Source organism: Stenotrophomonas sp. 109824_Sma (assembly GCF_056480025.1).
In genome coordinates, this window is sequence record NZ_CM151078.1 from 3,717,522 (window position 1) to 3,734,150 (window position 16,629).

Sequence of the window (16,629 nt, forward strand, 5' to 3'; positions counted from 1 at the left end):
TGCACAAACGACTTGATCCCCTCCGTCCCCTTTTCTTCAATCCAGGAACCGCGCAGCCTGCTCCGGTGCAGGCAGATGGCAGGCGTCATGCCGCCCGAACCAGCGATAGCGATTGCGCGCCAGCGTCCGATACGCCGCATCACGCCAGCGACGCGGAACCATCCGGAGCACAGCGCTCAGGCGCCAGACGCCACCCAGCCGAGCCAGTACGCGCAGGATGGCATCGGTATCGGTCCAGGCGCCCTGTGCGTCCAGCAGCAGGAACGACATTGGGTCCTGCGGGTCAAGCCCATGCGCGCGCAGCATCGCGCTGCCCTGCTGCCCCTGCATCGCCGCAAATCGGTAGCGCCCCTCGCGGTCGAAACGCAGCAGGAAGCGCACCCAGCGGTTGCACAGTGCACACACGCCATCGAACACGATCACCGCACTGCCCGCTTCAGCGGCGCCGTCACTGTGGTTCGAGCCAGCCTTCATAGCGGATCAGGGCTCCGGCCCAGGGCAGCGTCACATCGACCAGGAAAGTGTAACGCTCGCCCTGCCAGGCTTCACGGCAGCACACACCGCCAAACCAGCGCGTCGGCAGCGGCAGCAGCCCGAAGGCCCAGACCCGCCGCACCGACCAGTCGATGCCACCGTCGCGGGCCTGCAGGTCGAACTCGAAGCGCACTGCACTCAGTTGCTCGCGCAGATACCCTTCGTGCGCCCACAGCCGCGACACCATCGGCCAGCGGCCAAACCGCCGCGCCCATTGCTCGCCCTGCCCGCATGCACTGAACGCCACTTCGGTGGGCAGCGCGTCACCGTCTTTCGGCAACCGCGCCAGCGCGGCCAGCAGCGGCACCAGCCAGTGCCGCCCACGCTCGATGCGCGCCTGCCCCACGTAGCGGCAGGGCAACGGTGTGGCATGCAGCGCCTGCACCGGCGCTGCCAGGGTGGCGAAGGCCGGCCCCAGCACCCGCGCGAACAGCGGCGGCGTCAGGGCGCGATCCAGGCCAGGGTCGCCATGCGCCCGGTACGACGGTCGCGCCGGTGCGAATACAGGTCCGGATCGGCCATGGTCGACACCGTGCCGCCATACACCTGCGCCGGGTCCATTCCCGCCGCCTGCAAGCGCTGCCGCGCCAGCGCGAACAGGTCCACCTTCCAGTGGCCGGCGCGGGTGGCCACGAACGCCGCCTCGGCGGCCGGATCATGGCCGACGAAGGCGTGGTAGACCTCCTCGCCGATCTCGTAGTCGGCCGGCCCGGCGGCCGGCCCCAGCCACGCGCGCAGCTGCGCAGGCGGCGTCTGCATCGCGGCCACCGTGGCCTCCAACATGCCGTCGGCCAGCCCACGCCAGCCGGCATGGGCCGCGCCCACCTCGCTGCCATCGGCCGCGGCGAACACCACCGGCAGGCAGTCGGCGGTCAGGATCGCCAGCACCACGCCCGGCACCGAAGTCACAGCGGCGTCGGCCACCGGTTCGCTGGCGCCGGCCACCGGCGGCGCGGTGAAGCGCAGCACGGTGCTGCTGTGCACCTGGCGCAGCCAGTGCGGTGCCGAGGGCAGCGCCAGCCCCTGCTGCAGCTGCTGGCGGTTGTGCTCCACGTTGGCCGGGGTATCACCATCGGCCGCGTGCCGGTTGCCCAGGTTGAACTGCGCGAACGGTGCCGGCGAGATGCCCGCGCCATGCCGACGCGTGGTCAGCGCATGGACGCCTGCGGGCGCCGGCCAGTCCGCCTGCAGCAACGGCAGCGCGGCCGCCATCACCAGCGGTCCCGCTCGCGGGCGGCGAAGGCTTCGCTGTCTTCGCGCAGTACCTTCATCAGGTGCAGCATGTCCTCCGGCACCGGCGCGGTATTGCGCACCGGCTCACCGGTGATCGGGTGCATGAACTCCAGGGTCTCGGCGTGCAGGGCCTGGCGCTTGAAGCCGCGCAGCGCGGCCACCAGCTCGTCGCTGGCGCCCTTGGGCAGCTTCAGCGCACCGCCGTACAGCGGGTCGCCGATGATCGGGTGGCGCACGTGCGCCATGTGCACGCGGATCTGGTGAGTACGGCCGGTTTCCAGGCGGCACTCCAGCGCGGTGTGCGCACGGAAGCGCTCGCGCAGGCGGTAATGGGTCACCGCTTCCTTACCGTCTTCACGCACCGCCATCTTCAGGCGGTCGCGCGGGTGGCGATCGATCGGGGCATCGGCGGTACCGCCCGCCACCAGCGCGCCCATCACGATGGCCAGGTACTGGCGGTGCACGTCACGGGCCGCCAGCTGCTCGACCAGTGCGGTCTGCGCTTCCAGGGTCTTGGCCACCACCATCACGCCGCTGGTGTCCTTGTCCAGGCGGTGCACGATGCCCGCGCGCGGCAGCACCGCCACCGACGGGTCGCGGAACAGCAGGGCGTTGACCAGGGTGCCGCTGTGGTTGCCGGCACCGGGGTGGACCACCAGGCCGACCGGCTTGTTGATCACCAGCACGTGCTCGTCCTCGAACAGCACGTCCAGCGGAATGTCCTCCGGCTGGGCGTCGGTCTGGGTTTCCAGCACCACATGGAGGGTCACCACCTCGCCGCCGCGCAGCGGATCGCGCGGGCGCACCTGGGCACCGTCCAGCAGGACGTCACCGGACTTGATCCACTCGGTCAGGCGTGAACGCGAGTATTCGGGGAACAGTTCGGCCACGACGGCGTCGAAACGACGGCCGGCAGCGGTGTCGGGGACGATGGCCTGGCGGGCCGATTCAGAGGGTTGTTCAGACATGGCAGGGGGCATTCTTTGAAATTTTGGGGTCCCGGCGGCCGGTTTCAGTCGCTGGACAGGACACTAGGCTATCATCGACCCTTCGTATTCCAGCCGCGTCCCGCCTCGACCCCATGATCCGACGCTCCGCCATGCTCTCCGCGCCCGTCCGCCTCACCGCCCTGCTGCTGGTGCTGGTCATCGCCGCAACCGGCTGCCATCGCGGCGCCAAGAAGGGTGATCGCCCCGATGAAGGGACGCCGGTCGAACAGCTGTACGAGAAAAGCCACAAGCTGATGCAGGGCGGCAACTGGAGCGGCGCCGAAGCCAGCTTCCGCCGCCTGGTGGCCCAGTACCCCTACGGCCCCTACACCGAGCAGGCGATGATCGAAACCGCCTACGCCCAGTACAAGGCCGGCAAGCACGATGACGCGGTGTCCAGCATCGACCGCTTCATCCGTACCTACCCGACGCACCGCAACATCGCCTACCTGTACTACCTGCGCGGCCTGGCCAACTCCAACCGCAGTACGGTTTTCCTGCGCCGCGTATGGTCGCTGGACGCCAGCCGCCGCGATCTGTCCACGCCGCACCAGGCGTACTCGGACTTCAACATCGTGGTTGATCGCTACCCGAACAGCCGCTACGCCGCCGATGCGCGCCAGCGCATGCTGGAGCTGCGCGACGTGTTCGCCCAGCACGAGCTGGACAACGCCCTGTACTACATGCGCCGCGGCGCCTGGGTCTCGGCCGTGGGTCGCGCCAACTACCTGCTGGAAACCTACCCGCAGAGCGCCTTCCAGTACGACGCCGTGGCCGTGCTGGCCGATTCCTACACCCACCTGGGCAACAAGACCCTGGCCGACGACGCCCGTCGCGTCCTGCAGCTGAACCAGCCGGACCACCCGTGGCTGGAAGGCAAGTGGCCGAAGTACCCGTGGATGGTCCGCAAGCTGAACCCGTTCGCCGGCGAGAAGTCCGCCAGCACCGGCCAGCGCAACGCGCGACTGGAAAAGAAGTAAGAGAGGGCCCCGAAAGGGGCCTTTTCTTTATCGGTAGATCCACGCCATGCGTGGATGGTTCGGGCGCAGATGGACCACGACACTAGGAGTTCTACGAATCCCCGGCGGATGCGACGCCGGTCGCAGCCCGCCCGGGCGAGGCCCTCCACACTGCGGCGCAACGGTCATCCCGGCCGTCAAGGAGCGCCCATGTCCCGACTGCCCCTGCGTTTCCGGCCTCTCTCGTCCGTCCTCGCCACCGCCCTGCTGGCGCTGTCCTCGGGCCCCCTGACAGCTGCACCGGTCGCACCGGGCGACCTCCTGTCTGCCTCTCCCTATCGCGCGTCATGGGTTCCGACCCAGGCCGCGCAGGCCTACAAGCTGCACTACCGCACCCCGGATCATCGCGGCCAGCTGGCCGAAGGCACGGGCCTGCTGTACCTGCCCGCCGGCGCGGCGCCTGCAGGTGGGTGGCCGGTGGTGTCCTGGGCACATGGCACCCAGGGCATTGCGGATCGCTGTGCGCCCTCGGTGTCCGGCCCCTACCAGCCCGAACGCGATGGGCGTTTCCTCGATCAGTTCCTGGCCCAGGGCTATGCCGTGGTCGCCGCCGACTACCAGGGGCTAGGAAGTCCGGGCAACCATGCCTATCTGCATGTCCGCACGGCGGCACGCAACGCCATCGATCTGGTCAAGGCCAGCCGCCAGTACCTGGGCAACGCAGCACTGTCGCCGCGCTGGGTCTCGGTCGGCCATTCGCAGGGCGGTGCCGCCGCGCTCACGGCCGGGCATCTGGCGTCCAGCTACGGTGGGCCGTCGTTGCAGTACCGTGGCAGCTTCACCACCGGCACGCCCACGGCGGTTGAATTGACCGCATTGGTGATGACGCCGGACAACCGCACCGCCAATCCTGGCGCACTCAATGCGTATCACGCGTATCTGCTCGACGGGCTGCTGCAGGTCGCACCGCAGATCGATCGCGTCCTCAGCGACACAGGCCGCGCCCGCGTGGCAGTGGCACGCGAGCAGTGCCTGGGCGAACTGGCTGCCACCCTGGACGGCGCGGATACCGGCAGCATGTTCACCGCACCGCTGACCAGCGTGCCAAGCATCTGGGCGGTGCTGTACGACTATCTCGGCGTACCGCGCCGCGGCTTCGGCCAACCGCTGATGCTCGGCCATGGCAGCGAGGATCGCGATGTGCCCTATCTGACCACCCTGCTGTATGCCGCAGGCCTGGCCCTGCGTGGCGAGCCGGTCGCGTTCCAGCGCTACCCGGTCGACCATCGCGGCACGCTGGACGCAGCAGCGGCCGATGGCCTGGCGTTCGTGCGTGCACGACTGGGGGACGGCCAGTTCGATGAAGCTGCCGAAACCGCCGGCCTCGAACAACTGCTCGACGACGTTCGGTAGATCCACGCCATGCGTGGATACACGGTGTACGGGTTGCCGGCCAGCGGCCGGCACTACCGATCCCGGTAGATCCACGCCATGCGTGGATACGCGGTGTACGGGATTGCCGGCCAGCGGCCGGCACTACCGATCCCGGTAGATCCACGCCATGCGCGGATACGCGGTGTACGGGGTTGCCGGCCAGCGGCCGGCACTACCGATCCCGGTAGATCCACGCCATGCGTGGATACGCGGTGTACGGGGTTGCCGGCCAGCGGCCGACACTACCGATCCCGGTAGATCCACGCCATGCGTGGATACGCGGTGTACGGGTTGCCGGCCAGCGGCCGGCACTACCGCCAACCGCTGCCTCAGCCCTTGTAGCCGTTGCTGATCGGGTAACGACGCTCGCGGCCGAAGGCGCGGCGCGAGACCTTCGGCCCCGGCGCGGCCTGGTGCCGCTTCCACTCGCTGATGCGCACCAGGCGCAGCACGCGGTCGACCACGGCCGCGTCATAACCGGCCGCCACGATCTCCGTGCGCGACTGCTCCTGGTCGATGTAGCGGTACAGGATGCCGTCCAGCACGTCATAAGCCGGCAGCGAGTCCTGGTCCAGCTGGTTCTCGCGCAGCTCGGCCGACGGCGGGCGGCTGATCACCGCCGGCGGGATCACCGGCGCGCCGCCCACCGTGTTGCGCCACTTGGACAGGCCGAACACCTCGGTCTTGTACAGGTCCTTCAGCGGCGCATAGCCACCGCACATGTCGCCGTAGATGGTGGCGTAGCCGACCGCATACTCGCTCTTGTTGCCGGTGGTCAGCAGCAGGCCGCCGAACTTGTTGGCCAGCGCCATCAGGATCACGCCACGGCTGCGCGACTGCAGGTTCTCTTCGGTCACGTCCGGCGCGGTGCCCTCGAACATCGGCGCCAACGCTTCCATCAGGCCCTTGAATGCCGGCTCGATCGACACTGCCTCCAGCTTCACGCCCAGCGCCTGGCACTGCTCGGCCGCCAGATCGTTGGACAGGCCTGCGGTGTAGCGCGAGGGCAGGCGCACGGCGGTCACGTTCTCCGCACCCATCGCGTCCACCGCCATGGCCAGCACGATCGCCGAGTCGATGCCGCCGGACAGGCCCAGCCACACCTTCTTGAAGCCGTTCTTGCGGCAGTAATCCTGGATGCCACGGGTCACGGCGCGCCAGGCCAGCGCGTCCATGCTCTCGTCGCCGTCGTCCATCCACACGTGCGGCATGAAGCGGCGGGTTTCACCGTCGTACTCCACCACCAGCCACTGGTCGACGAAGGCGGCGGCGGCCGGGTGCACCGTGCCGTCGCCGTCGGCCACCACCGAGGCGCCGTCAAACACCAGCGCATCCTGGCCACCGACCACGTTGAGATAGGCGATCGCAGCCCCGCTTTCGCGGGTACGCGCGGCCAGCACCGCGTCGCGCTGGGCGTGCTTGCCACGCTCGTACGGCGAAGCATTCGGCACCACCACCAGCTGCGCACCGGCGCGCATGGTGTCGGCCAACGGCTCGGCAAACCACAGGTCCTCGCAGATCAGCAGGCCGACCGGAATGCCATTGACCTCGAACACGCAGCTGCCGCCGTCCGGATCGACATCGAAGTAGCGGCGCTCGTCGAACACGGCGTAGTTGGGCAGCTCGCGCTTGCGGTAGGTCTGCTCGACCAGGCCGTCACGCAGCACGCTCGCGGCGTTGTAGACCACCGCGCCGGCGGCCTGCGGCCAACCGACCACGGCGGTGATGCCACGGCAGGCGGCGGCGATGCGGGCCATCGCCTGCTCGCACTCGTACAGGAAGCCCGGGCGCAGCAGCAGGTCCTCCGGCGGGTAGCCGCTCACCGCCAGCTCGGGGAACATCACCAGCTCGGCGCCGTACTCGTCGCGCGCCTGGCCGATCATCTCGATGATGCGCTCGGTGTTGCCGGCGACATCGCCGACCGGGAAGTCGAACTGCGCCATCGCGATGCGGATCGAAGCCATGGGAATCCAGCCTGTGGTTGCAATGCCGCCATTGTAGCGCCGCGCCATGCGCGCGCCGGGTACCTGGGCTCAGATCCCTTTTGCTGCGCGAAAGGGATCTGACCCCGCACCAGACGCAGAAAGGCCGCCCGGAGGCGGCCTTTCTGTTTCAGCAGCCGGCCAGCGGCCGGCTCTACAGCATCGTCTGCCAGAGGCAGTCGATCTTATTTCACCAGCTTGGCGATGGCAGCGCCCAGGTCGCCCGGCGAACGGACGGTGACGACGCCAGCGGCTTCCATCGCGGCGAACTTGCCTTCCGCGGTGCCCTTGCCGCCCGAAGCAATCGCACCGGCGTGGCCCATGCGCTTGCCGGCCGGAGCCGACGCACCGGCGATGAAACCGACGACCGGCTTCTTCACGTGGTTCTTGATGTACTCGGCGCCGGCTTCTTCAGCGTCACCGCCGATTTCGCCAACCATGATGATGCCTTCGGTCTGCGGGTCTTCGTTGAACAGCTTCAGGCAGTCAACGAAGTTCAGGCCGTTGATCGGGTCACCACCGATGCCGATGCAGGTGGACTGGCCCAGGCCAACTTCGGTGGTCTGCTTGACCGCTTCATAGGTCAGGGTGCCCGAACGCGACACGATGCCGATCTTGCCCGGCTGGTGGATGTGGCCCGGCATGATGCCGATCTTGCACTCACCCGGGGTGATGACGCCCGGGCAGTTCGGCCCGATCAGCACGGTGTCCGGATGCGAACGGGTCAGCACGTTCTTGACGCGCAGCATGTCCAGCACCGGGATGCCTTCGGTGATGCAGACGATGACCTTGATGCCGGCAGCAGCGGCTTCCAGGATCGCGTCGGCCGCGTACGGCGGCGGCACGTAGATGACCGAAGCGTTGGCGCCGGTGCTCTGCACGGCGTCGGCAACGGTGTTGAAGACCGGCAGGTCGATGTGGGTGGTGCCACCCTTGCCCGGGGTCACGCCGCCAACAACCTGGGTGCCGTACTCGATCATCTGAGTGGCGTGGAAGGTGCCCTGCTGGCCGGTGAAGCCCTGCACGATCACCTTGGTGTTCTTGTTAATCAAAACAGACATGGGAATTCCTTGGTGTCGAATCAGGCAGCGTTCTTGACAGCTTCAACGATCTTCTTGGCGCCATCGTTGATGTTGTCAGCCGGGATGATGGCCATGCCGCTGTCGCGCAGCAGCTGCTTGCCTTCTTCCACGTTGGTGCCTTCCAGGCGCACCACGACCGGAACCTTGACGCCCACTTCCTTCACGGCGGCGATGATGCCTTCGGCAATCATGTCGCAGCGGACGATGCCGCCGAAGATGTTGACGAAGATGCCTTCAACCTTGTCCGAGGACAGGATCAGCTTGAACGCTTCGATGACGCGCTGCTTGTTGGCACCGCCGCCCACGTCCAGGAAGTTCGCCGGCTCGCCGCCGTTGAGCTTGATGACGTCCATGGTGGCCATGGCCAGGCCGGCGCCGTTCACCATGCAGCCGATGTTGCCGTCCATGGTGACGTAGTTGATGTCCAGCTCCGAAGCGATCACTTCGGTCGGATCTTCCTGGGTCTTGTCGCGCATGGCGACCAGGGCCTTCTGGCGGAACGCGGCGTTGTCGTCGCTGTCGAACTTGCCGTCCAGCGCGTACAGGTTGCCGTCGTCCAGGATGGCCAGCGGGTTGATTTCAACCAGGGCCAGGTCCTTTTCGTTGAACAGGCGGTACAGGTTCACCATGATGCTGGCGAACTGGCCGGCCTGCTTGGCGGTCAGGCCCAGCTTGAAGCCGAAATCACGGCCGTGGTAACCCTGCACGCCTTCGACGAAGTCGACGTTCAGCGAGTGGATCAGCTCCGGGGTTTCAGCAGCGACCTGCTCGATTTCCACGCCGCCTTCCGAAGAGGCGATGTAGGTGATGGTCTTGGTGCCACGGTCGACCAGCACCGACAGGTACAGTTCCTTGACGATCTCGCCGGCGGTGGTCACCAGCACCAGGTTGACCGGCAGTTCAACGCCAGCGGTCTGGTAGGTGGCCATCTTGGTGCCGAGCATCTTGGCCGCAGCGGCCTTCACGTCGTCGGTGGTCTTGCAGAACTTGACGCCGCCAGCCTTGCCGCGGCCGCCAGCGTGGATCTGCGCCTTGACCATCCAGGGGCCCTGGCCCAGGGAGTTGGCAGCGGCAACCGCTTCGTCCGGGGTCGCAGCGACCTTGCCGGCCGGGACCGGGATGCCGTACTCGGCAAGCAGTTGTTTTGACTGGTATTCGTGGAAATTCATGCGTCACCGTGGGAATAGGAACGACCGCACGCAATTCCTCAGGGCCCCGGCGGGGCGCCGGCATGGACCGCGGCGGGCCCACTATTGTGGCCGAGCCAGCGCCGGGGCGCAAAGAAGTCTGTACAAAACGCCAGGCCCGGCCAGATTTCCGCCGCCATTCAGACAGTTGCGCCCGGGGGCGCACTGGACACCGGTATCCATCCCGGGCCAAATGCGCGATCCGGGCCGCTCCGGCGGCGCCGGGCCGGGCGCCCTATACTGGTCAACCAAGGTGTGTAGAGTCGAGCCAGCTCGACGGCTTCCACCGCAGGCCACATCGAAGCGTCGTGCCCGCCCGGCTTCAGGGGACGCCGGGCAGGCCCGCCGCAGATTCCAGACCCAGGCAGCCAGAAGGGGAGTTCCGGCGTGTCACCCAGTGCTTCATTGATCGACCGCATCGAATCGATTCCGCGGCGTGAGCTGTATTTCTTCGCGCTGTACCGGGTGCTGATCGCCTCGGTCATCGCCGCCCTGCTCTACAGTCCGCTGTCGGCCATGGTCGGCGAAGCCCACCACCCGCGGCTGGCTGACACCGTCGCCGCCATCTACCTGGTGCTCTCGCTGCTGGCCCTGGTGATCGGCCGCAACGAACGCTGGCTGCGCCCGATCGTGGTCAGCGGCGTGCTGGTGGACATCGTCGCCGCCACCCTGTTGTCGCATGCCCTGCCGGGTGCCAGCGCCGGCATCTCGATGTCACTGCTGTTCAACATCGCCGCCGCCGCCACCCTGCTGCCGCTCAGCCTGGGGCTGGGCCTGGCGCTGGCCGCCAGCCTCGCCACCGGCGTCGAATACACCTGGAAACTGCTGGAAGGCGGCGACCCCACCCGTACCCTGGCCGAGCTGGCGATGTTCGCCACCAGCTACCTGGCACTGGCCTTCATCAGTTACCAGGTCGGCAGCCGCGCGCGCCGCAACCAGCAGCTGGCCAACCAGCGCGGCGACGAAGTGGCCAACCTGTTCCAGATCAACGAGTTGATCATCCGCCGCATGCGTACCGGCGTGCTTGTGGTCGACGCCGACAACCGCGTCACCCTGGCCAACGAGGCCGCCTCGATGCTGCTCGGCGACAGCGATGGGAGCGGCGAAAGCGGCCGCCTGGACCTGGCCAGCGCCGCCCCGGAACTCGCCCGTCGCCTGCAGCGCTGGCGCAATGGCTGGGCGCAGGACGAACTGCCGCTGCAGCTCAATCCCGACCAGCCTGAAGTGCAGCCGCGCTTCGCACGCCTGCTGGCCGGCAGCGAGCTGGCCCTGGTGTTCCTGGACGACTCCAGCGTGGTCTCGCGCCGCGCCGAGTCGCTCACCTTGTCAGCCATGGGGCGCTTCTCGGCCAGCCTCGCCCACGAGATCCGCAATCCGCTGGCCGCGATCAACTACGCGGTGCAGCTGCTGGAAGAAGGCACCGGCTTCAACGAAAGCGACCGCCGCCTGCTGCAGATCATCCGCCAGCAGTGCCAGCGCACCAACGGCATCGTCGAAAGCGTGCTGGGCCTGGCCCGGCGCGAGCGCGCCACGCCCGAGAACGTCGACCTGGCCGCCTTCGTGCGCCGCTTCGTGCTGGAGTACAAGCAGGGGCAGACGCTGGAGACCGACAGCATCGAGCCGATCATCAACGACACCTCGGTGCTGGCCCAGGTCGACACCAAGCACCTCTACCAGGTGCTGACCGTGCTGGTGCACAACGCACTCAAGTACGGCCGCATCGGCCAGCAACCGGCACGGGTGCGCCTGCGCGTGGCCCAGCACGAGCGCAGTGCGGTCATCGACGTGATGGACCGTGGCCCCGGCATTCCCGAAAGCGTGGCCGCGCAGTTGTTCCGGCCGTTCTTCACCACGTCCGAGCATGGCACCGGACTGGGCCTGTACATCGCCCGCGAGCTGTGCCGGGCCAACCAGGCGCGGCTCGACTACATCCCGGTGCCCGCCGGTGGCTCCTGCTTCCGCCTGGTGCTGCCCGGCCCGCATACGCTGTTGCCCACCTGATCTCGACTCCGTGCGTCAAACATTTGTCGCTTCCAGCCCCCTCGTTTATCTTTCACGCCCATGAACGAAACCCGCAGCGCCCTCGTCGTCGACGACGAACGCGACATCCGCGAACTGCTGGTACTGACGCTCGGCCGCATGGGGCTGCGCATCAGTACGGCAGCCAACCTTGCCGAAGCGCGCGAACTGCTGGCCAGCAATCCGTACGACCTGTGCATCACCGACATGCGCCTGCCGGACGGCAATGGCATCGAGCTGGTCAGCGAGATCGCCCAGCACTACCCGCGCACGCCGGTAGCGATGATCACCGCCTTCGGCAGCATGGACCTGGCCGTGGAAGCGCTGAAGGCCGGTGCCTTCGACTTCGTCAGCAAGCCGGTGGACATCGCCGTGCTGCGTGGCCTGGTCAAGCATGCGCTGGAGCTCAACAACACCGAACGCCCCGCGCCCGGCCCCGCCGCCGAACAGGGCGCGCGCCTGCTTGGCGACTCGCCGGCCATGGACGTGCTGCGCACCACCATCGGCAAGGTCGCGCGCAGCCAGGCGCCGGTCTACATCCTCGGTGAATCCGGCGTGGGCAAGGAGCTGGTCGCACGCACCATCCACGCCCAGGGCGCCCGCGCGGCCGGCCCGTTCGTGCCGGTCAACTGCGGCGCCATTCCCGGCGAGCTGATGGAGAGCGAGTTCTTCGGCCACCGCAAGGGCAGCTTCAGCGGCGCCCACGCCGACAAGCCCGGGCTGTTCCAGGCCGCGCATGGCGGCACCCTGTTCCTCGACGAAGTGGCCGAGCTGCCGCTGCAGATGCAGGTGAAGCTGCTACGCGCGATCCAGGAAAAATCGGTGCGCGCGGTCGGCGCCGCCAACGAGGAACCGGTGGACGTGCGCATCCTCTCGGCCACCCACAAGGACCTGGCCGAGCTGGTCGAGGACGGGCGCTTCCGCCACGACCTCTACTACCGCATCAACGTGATCGAACTGAAGGTGCCGCCGCTGCGCGAGCGTCGCCAGGACCTGCCGGAACTGGCCGCGTCGGTGCTGGCACGGCTGGCCCGCAGCCACGGCCACCCGACGCCGCTGCTGGCCCCGTCGGCACTGGACGCGCTGGCCCAGTACGCCTTCCCCGGCAACGTGCGCGAACTGGAGAACATCCTGGAACGCGCGCTGGCCCTGGCCGAAGAAGACCGCATCGGTGCCGACGACCTGCGCCTGCCGCAGCATGCCCCGCGCACGCCCGGCAGCGCAGCACATGCCGAAGCCGTGGTGGACCTGCAGCCCGGCAGCGCCGCCCTGCCCTCGTACATCGAACAGCTCGAACGCAGCGCCATCCAGCGCGCGCTGGAAGAAAACCGCTGGAACAAGACCCGCACCGCCGCGCAGCTGGGCATCACCTTCCGCGCGCTGCGCTATAAGCTGAAGAAGCTGGGGATGGAGTAAGGACAGGGTCGGATCCCTTTCCGCAGGAAAGGGCTCTGACCCGGCGCGGGCCACCCCATTCATGCATGGCATGGATCTACTGGATGGCGGGCCTTTTCGCCATCCGCGCATGGCCAGCCAGACACATCAACGACAAACTCAAGGGACCTGTATGCGACGTTGGACACTGACCTCACTCACCTGCCTCAGCCTCGTTTTGGGCAGCTTCGGGGCCATGGCCCAGTACGACCAGCGCCCTACGTGGTCATTAAAGACCTCCCTCCAGGGTAGAGAGCTTGTCGGCGAATGGGAGCTTTCCAAAGCGCCGATCACCGGTGACGGCGCGAACGTCAAAGCAGCGGCACTCGCCGCCACACGGGTGAAGGCGGGATCAACCATGCAGTTCCGGGTCAAGCTGATCGACCCCAGTGGCGTTGCTACCGACATCACCGGATCGAACAAGCTGACGTACATGCCGAAGGGCTGCCTCACCTTCACACAAGACGGCAAGGCCACCGTGTCGAAGACCTCAACCCCACCCTGGTCCTGCAACAAGGGTGACCCGGTGATGCTGACGATCATCTACGCAGATAACGGTACGAAGCAGACAGCAGTCAATATGTACCTACTCACGATTGAATGACGGGGCTCGGCCAGATGTCAGCCACGCACGGGGGGGCTCTACCGGTAGCCGCCAACCTAAGGTTGGCGGATGGTTTGCACCATCCAACCATGGTGTAGCTTTATCCGCATTAATCCTTGGTAACGCGATTGATCTCGGCCAGGCTGGTGACACCCGCAGCCGCCTTCTTCAACGCCGACTGGCGCAGATCGTTCACCCCGATCTGCTGTGCGGCCTCGGCAATCTGCAACGCATTGCCACCGGCCAGCACAATCGTGGCGATCTCATCGGTCATCGGCATCACCTGGTACAGACCGGTACGGCCCTTGTAGCCCTCGGTGCACTCATCGCAGCCCACTGCCTCGTACAGTTCGATACCGGCATCCAGCTGCGCCTGGGTGAAGCCCTCGGCCAGCAGCGCATGCTCGGGCAGGTTGGACGGGCGCTTGCAGTTGTTGCACAGCCGGCGCGCCAGGCGCTGGGCGATCACCAGGGTCACCGAACTGGTGATGTTGTACGGCGCGATGCCCATGTTCATCAGGCGCGCGATGGTCTGCGGTGCATCGTTGGTATGCAGCGTGGACAGCACCATGTGGCCGGTCTGCGCCGCCTTGATCGCGATCTCGGCCGTCTCCAGGTCGCGGATTTCGCCGACCATGATGATGTCCGGATCCTGTCGCAGGAACGAGCGCAACGCTGCGGCGAAGGTCATGCCGCGCTTGTTGTTCTGCTGCACCTGGTTGACGCCGGGCAGGCGGATTTCCACCGGGTCTTCGGCGGTGGAGATGTTGCGGGTCTCGTCGTTGAGGATGCCCAGCGCCGTATACAGCGACACCGTCTTGCCCGAACCGGTCGGGCCGGTCACCAGCACCATGCCGTAGGGCTTGTGGATGGCTTCCAGGAACAGCTTCTGCTGGTCCGGCTCGTAACCCAGCTTGTCGATGCCCAGCTTGGCCGCGCTGCCGTCCAGGATACGCAGCACCACCTTCTCGCCGAACAGGGTCGGCAGCGTGCTCACGCGGAAGTCGATCTGCTTGGTCTTGGACAGGTTGAGCTTGATGCGCCCGTCCTGCGGCACGCGCTTTTCGGCGATATCCAGCTGCGCCATCACCTTCAGGCGTGCGGCGATGCGCTGGTTCAGCTTCACTGGCGCGCGCGCGACCATCTTCAGCAGGCCGTCGATGCGCAGGCGCACGCGGTAATCATCTTCATAGGGCTCGAAGTGGATGTCCGAGGCGCCCTTGCGGATCGCGTCCACCAGCACCTTGTTGACGAACTTCACCACTGGGGTGTCATCGCCCTTGGCATCGATACCGGAGTCGCCGCCGGTGCCGAGATCCTCGTCTCCGGCCGCAACGTCCAGGTTGCCCATGCCATCGTCGTCACCGCCCAGGGCGTCGCCCAGCGTGTCGTGGCTGGCATGCCACTGCTCGAATGTGCGGCGGATCTGGTCCTCGTCCACCAGGATCGGCTCCACCACCAGATTGGTGTGGAACTTGATCTCGTCCAGCGAATGGGTCGGGTTGCTGGTGCCCACGAACAGTTTGCCGCCGCGTTTGAACAGCGGCAGCACGTTGTGCTTGCGCAGCAGCTCCTCGCTGACCAGGCTCATAGCGTTCTGGCTGGCGTCGAACGTGGACACGTCGAACAGCGGCATGCCGAACTCGACCGCATTGGCGGCCGCCAGCTGGGCCGCCCCAACCACCTTGTTCTGCGCGAACCAGGTCGGCAGCGGCTGACGGGCCACGGTGGCCTTGGCCATCGCGTCGCGGGCGGAAGCCTCGTCCAGCGCACCATCCTGGACCAGGCGACGAGCCAGGCCGGTGATGCCGACGAGATTGGCGGTGGTTACGGCGTTCATATGAATCCTTGGCTCATCATGGGTCAGGCAGTGCGGCGCGCCTTCCAGGGGCACCGCACAGGGCAGCAGAACCTGCCGCGACCCGATGGCCGACGACGACGCCAATCCTTCAGCATGACTGCCACGCCCGGCACTCCCAGCCCGGCAGGCACGATCCTGACTCCCCCGGGGATGATAGCCCCGTCAACGGCTGGGTCACAGGCCTCGCTGGTTAACCGTCAAGGCATCTTCGGCACTCAGCCTGCATGGCCAGCACTTTTGCAGATCAAGTTCCCGTGCAGCCGGAAGGCAGGAACCGCTGTGGAATCGTCGAAGTGCACCGCCAAACGATGTTACCTTCTGGAGATTGCCCGGCCACGAGAGGCGATTCCGCCGCACCGTAGGGAGTCAGGACAATATTCCCGCCACCGGCTTTTGATGTAGTTACGGCTGTAATGGCACCCGAATTGGCATCAACGCTGGTGGACGTGACGTTTGGAGATTTGTCCGCCGCCGACGTCAACGTCGCGCCCGCCCCCAAGTCCGGCGCGTTGCTTGATGCATTGGCGATCACTACTTGCTTCAATCCACTCGCCAGCACCAATGCTTCGGAGACTCTCGCTCTGATCACGTAGTTCTGATACGCAGGTATCGCAATTGCCGCGAGAATCGCAACAATCGCCACGACAATCATCAATTCGATCAGTGTGAATCCATTTTCATGCTTCTTGCTCACCAGACACCCCCCCATGCGATGTTTGATTTGATTCGAACACTCTAAGCATCCAAGAAAAAAGCCCCCGAACATCCGAGGGCTTTTATCAGACTCAGCGCTGGAAGCGCAGATTACTTGGCCGAGCTGGTGCAGGTAGCCGGCAGGTACTTCTGCTTGATCTTGGTAGAGGTGCAGGTCCAGACGATGGTGCCCTCCGGCGGGGTACCAGCGGCCAGTGCTGCGCCACCAGCCTTCGGAGTCAGGATGACGTCGCCATTACCAGCCTTGCTGGTCGTGGTAACAGTAATCGCGCCCGAAGTCGCATCAATTGCGGTCGACGTCACGTTCGGCGAACCGTCAGCAGCCTTGGTAAGAGTGGCACCCTTGCCCAGATCAGATTCGCCCTGCGCGGCATTGTCAGCAACGACAGCCTTCAGGCCATCGGCCAGCACCATCGCTTCAGAAACGCGCGACTTGACGACATAATCCTGATAGGCCGGCAGAGCAATGGCGGCCAGGATGGCGATGATCGCAACGACGATCATCAGTTCGATAAGGGTGAAGCCCTTCTGGTTCTTCATTTGGTACATCCCCAAGATTGTGGTGGTTGAATTCAGAGCACAGGATCGGTCTGACCA

At 66.4% G+C, this 16,629-nt stretch carries 15 protein-coding genes; 5 read left to right on the forward strand and 10 right to left on the reverse strand.

Features of this window, described 5'->3' with window-relative positions; translation table 11 throughout:
- Nucleotides 1-36: 36 nt before the first annotated feature.
- The 4 genes from ACZK1G_RS17510 to rluD are packed head-to-tail and all read right to left on the reverse strand — an operon-like array spanning nt 37 to nt 2,735.
- Entirely contained in the window at nt 37-474 is a 438-nt protein-coding gene (locus ACZK1G_RS17510; RefSeq protein WP_101765976.1) for a thiol-disulfide oxidoreductase DCC family protein, read from the reverse strand.
- The gene (locus ACZK1G_RS17515) at nt 449-955 is read right to left on the reverse strand and encodes a DUF4166 domain-containing protein (RefSeq protein ID WP_101765977.1); all 507 of its coding nucleotides are present in this window, start codon (nt 953-955) and stop codon (nt 449-451) included. The genes ACZK1G_RS17510 and ACZK1G_RS17515 overlap by 26 nt, the downstream gene beginning before the upstream one ends.
- A 20-nt stretch (nt 956-975) precedes the next feature.
- On the reverse strand, nt 976-1,746 hold the full coding sequence (gene pgeF, locus ACZK1G_RS17520) for a peptidoglycan editing factor PgeF (protein WP_101765978.1): 771 nt from the start codon (nt 1,744-1,746) through the stop codon (nt 976-978).
- Entirely contained in the window at nt 1,746-2,735 is a 990-nt protein-coding gene (gene rluD / locus ACZK1G_RS17525) for a 23S rRNA pseudouridine(1911/1915/1917) synthase RluD (RefSeq protein WP_014038257.1), read from the reverse strand. Before rluD ends, pgeF begins: the two co-directional genes overlap by 1 nt.
- 113 nt (nt 2,736-2,848) lie before the next feature.
- Between rluD and ACZK1G_RS17530 the strand changes: the two genes are divergently transcribed.
- Both ACZK1G_RS17530 and ACZK1G_RS17535 read left to right on the forward strand, forming a co-directional pair.
- On the forward strand, nt 2,849-3,736 hold the full coding sequence (locus ACZK1G_RS17530; protein WP_101765979.1) for an outer membrane protein assembly factor BamD: 888 nt from the start codon (nt 2,849-2,851) through the stop codon (nt 3,734-3,736).
- Nucleotides 3,737-3,925: 189 nt separating this feature from the next.
- Complete coding sequence (locus tag ACZK1G_RS17535; protein WP_101765980.1) at nt 3,926-5,128, forward strand: lipase family protein; 1,203 nt, start codon at nt 3,926-3,928, stop codon at nt 5,126-5,128.
- Nucleotides 5,129-5,478: 350 nt separating this feature from the next.
- Here ACZK1G_RS17535 and ACZK1G_RS17540 read toward each other — a convergent pair whose 3' ends face one another.
- The 3 genes from ACZK1G_RS17540 to sucC form a co-directional block, all read right to left on the reverse strand.
- Nucleotides 5,479-7,113 (reverse strand): NAD+ synthase, encoded by a 1,635-nt coding sequence (locus ACZK1G_RS17540; protein WP_101766443.1) that lies wholly within the window; start codon nt 7,111-7,113, stop codon nt 5,479-5,481.
- A gap of 203 nt (nt 7,114-7,316) precedes the next feature.
- The gene (gene sucD, locus ACZK1G_RS17545; protein WP_005410793.1) at nt 7,317-8,192 is read right to left on the reverse strand and encodes a succinate--CoA ligase subunit alpha; all 876 of its coding nucleotides are present in this window, start codon (nt 8,190-8,192) and stop codon (nt 7,317-7,319) included.
- Nucleotides 8,193-8,212: 20 nt separating this feature from the next.
- A complete protein-coding gene (gene sucC, locus ACZK1G_RS17550) occupies nt 8,213-9,382 on the reverse strand; it encodes an ADP-forming succinate--CoA ligase subunit beta (protein ID WP_004154430.1) in 1,170 nt (389 codons plus the stop codon).
- Nucleotides 9,383-9,787: 405 nt separating this feature from the next.
- On the opposite strand from sucC, the gene ACZK1G_RS17555 reads away from it, so the two are divergent.
- The 3 genes from ACZK1G_RS17555 (at nt 9,788) to ACZK1G_RS17565 (ending at nt 13,457) form a co-directional block, all read left to right on the forward strand.
- Nucleotides 9,788-11,401 (forward strand): sensor histidine kinase, encoded by a 1,614-nt coding sequence (locus ACZK1G_RS17555; RefSeq protein ID WP_087923443.1) that lies wholly within the window; start codon nt 9,788-9,790, stop codon nt 11,399-11,401.
- Nucleotides 11,402-11,461: 60 nt separating this feature from the next.
- Nucleotides 11,462-12,835 (forward strand): sigma-54-dependent transcriptional regulator, encoded by a 1,374-nt coding sequence (locus tag ACZK1G_RS17560; protein WP_101765981.1) that lies wholly within the window; start codon nt 11,462-11,464, stop codon nt 12,833-12,835.
- A gap of 214 nt (nt 12,836-13,049) precedes the next feature.
- Nucleotides 13,050-13,457, forward strand: coding sequence for a hypothetical protein (locus ACZK1G_RS17565; protein WP_158298006.1), 408 nt, complete (start codon nt 13,050-13,052; stop codon nt 13,455-13,457).
- Nucleotides 13,458-13,566: 109 nt separating this feature from the next.
- On the opposite strand, the gene pilB is transcribed toward ACZK1G_RS17565, so the two are convergent.
- From pilB to ACZK1G_RS17580, 3 genes are all read right to left on the reverse strand, one after another.
- Nucleotides 13,567-15,297: a type IV-A pilus assembly ATPase PilB gene (pilB, locus tag ACZK1G_RS17570; RefSeq protein ID WP_101765982.1), complete on the reverse strand. Its 1,731-nt coding sequence runs from the start codon at nt 15,295-15,297 to the stop codon at nt 13,567-13,569.
- 265 nt (nt 15,298-15,562) lie between these two features.
- Entirely contained in the window at nt 15,563-16,012 is a 450-nt protein-coding gene (locus ACZK1G_RS17575; RefSeq protein WP_080347436.1) for a pilin, read from the reverse strand.
- Between the two features lie 110 nt (nt 16,013-16,122).
- A complete protein-coding gene (locus tag ACZK1G_RS17580) occupies nt 16,123-16,572 on the reverse strand; it encodes a pilin (RefSeq protein WP_049442650.1) in 450 nt (149 codons plus the stop codon).
- Nucleotides 16,573-16,629: the final 57 nt, after the last annotated feature.

Excerpts from the sequence above, each read along its gene's own strand:
- ACZK1G_RS17510 (WP_101765976.1), bottom strand. The coding sequence starts at position 474 with ATGAAGGCTGGCTCGAACCACAGTGACGGCGCCGCTGAAGCGGGCAGT.
- pgeF (WP_101765978.1), bottom strand. The coding sequence starts at position 1,746 with ATGGCGGCCGCGCTGCCGTTGCTGCAGGCGGACTGGCCGGCGCCCGCA.
- rluD (WP_014038257.1), bottom strand. The coding sequence starts at position 2,735 with ATGTCTGAACAACCCTCTGAATCGGCCCGCCAGGCCATCGTCCCCGAC.
- ACZK1G_RS17530 (WP_101765979.1), top strand. The coding sequence starts at position 2,849 with ATGATCCGACGCTCCGCCATGCTCTCCGCGCCCGTCCGCCTCACCGCC.
- ACZK1G_RS17535 (WP_101765980.1), top strand. The coding sequence starts at position 3,926 with ATGTCCCGACTGCCCCTGCGTTTCCGGCCTCTCTCGTCCGTCCTCGCC.
- ACZK1G_RS17540 (WP_101766443.1), bottom strand. The coding sequence starts at position 7,113 with ATGGCTTCGATCCGCATCGCGATGGCGCAGTTCGACTTCCCGGTCGGC.
- sucD (WP_005410793.1), bottom strand. The coding sequence starts at position 8,192 with ATGTCTGTTTTGATTAACAAGAACACCAAGGTGATCGTGCAGGGCTTC.
- sucC (WP_004154430.1), bottom strand. The coding sequence starts at position 9,382 with ATGAATTTCCACGAATACCAGTCAAAACAACTGCTTGCCGAGTACGGC.
- ACZK1G_RS17560 (WP_101765981.1), top strand. The coding sequence starts at position 11,462 with ATGAACGAAACCCGCAGCGCCCTCGTCGTCGACGACGAACGCGACATC.
- ACZK1G_RS17565 (WP_158298006.1), top strand. The coding sequence starts at position 13,050 with ATGGCCCAGTACGACCAGCGCCCTACGTGGTCATTAAAGACCTCCCTC.
- pilB (WP_101765982.1), bottom strand. The coding sequence starts at position 15,297 with ATGAACGCCGTAACCACCGCCAATCTCGTCGGCATCACCGGCCTGGCT.
- ACZK1G_RS17580 (WP_049442650.1), bottom strand. The coding sequence starts at position 16,572 with ATGAAGAACCAGAAGGGCTTCACCCTTATCGAACTGATGATCGTCGTT.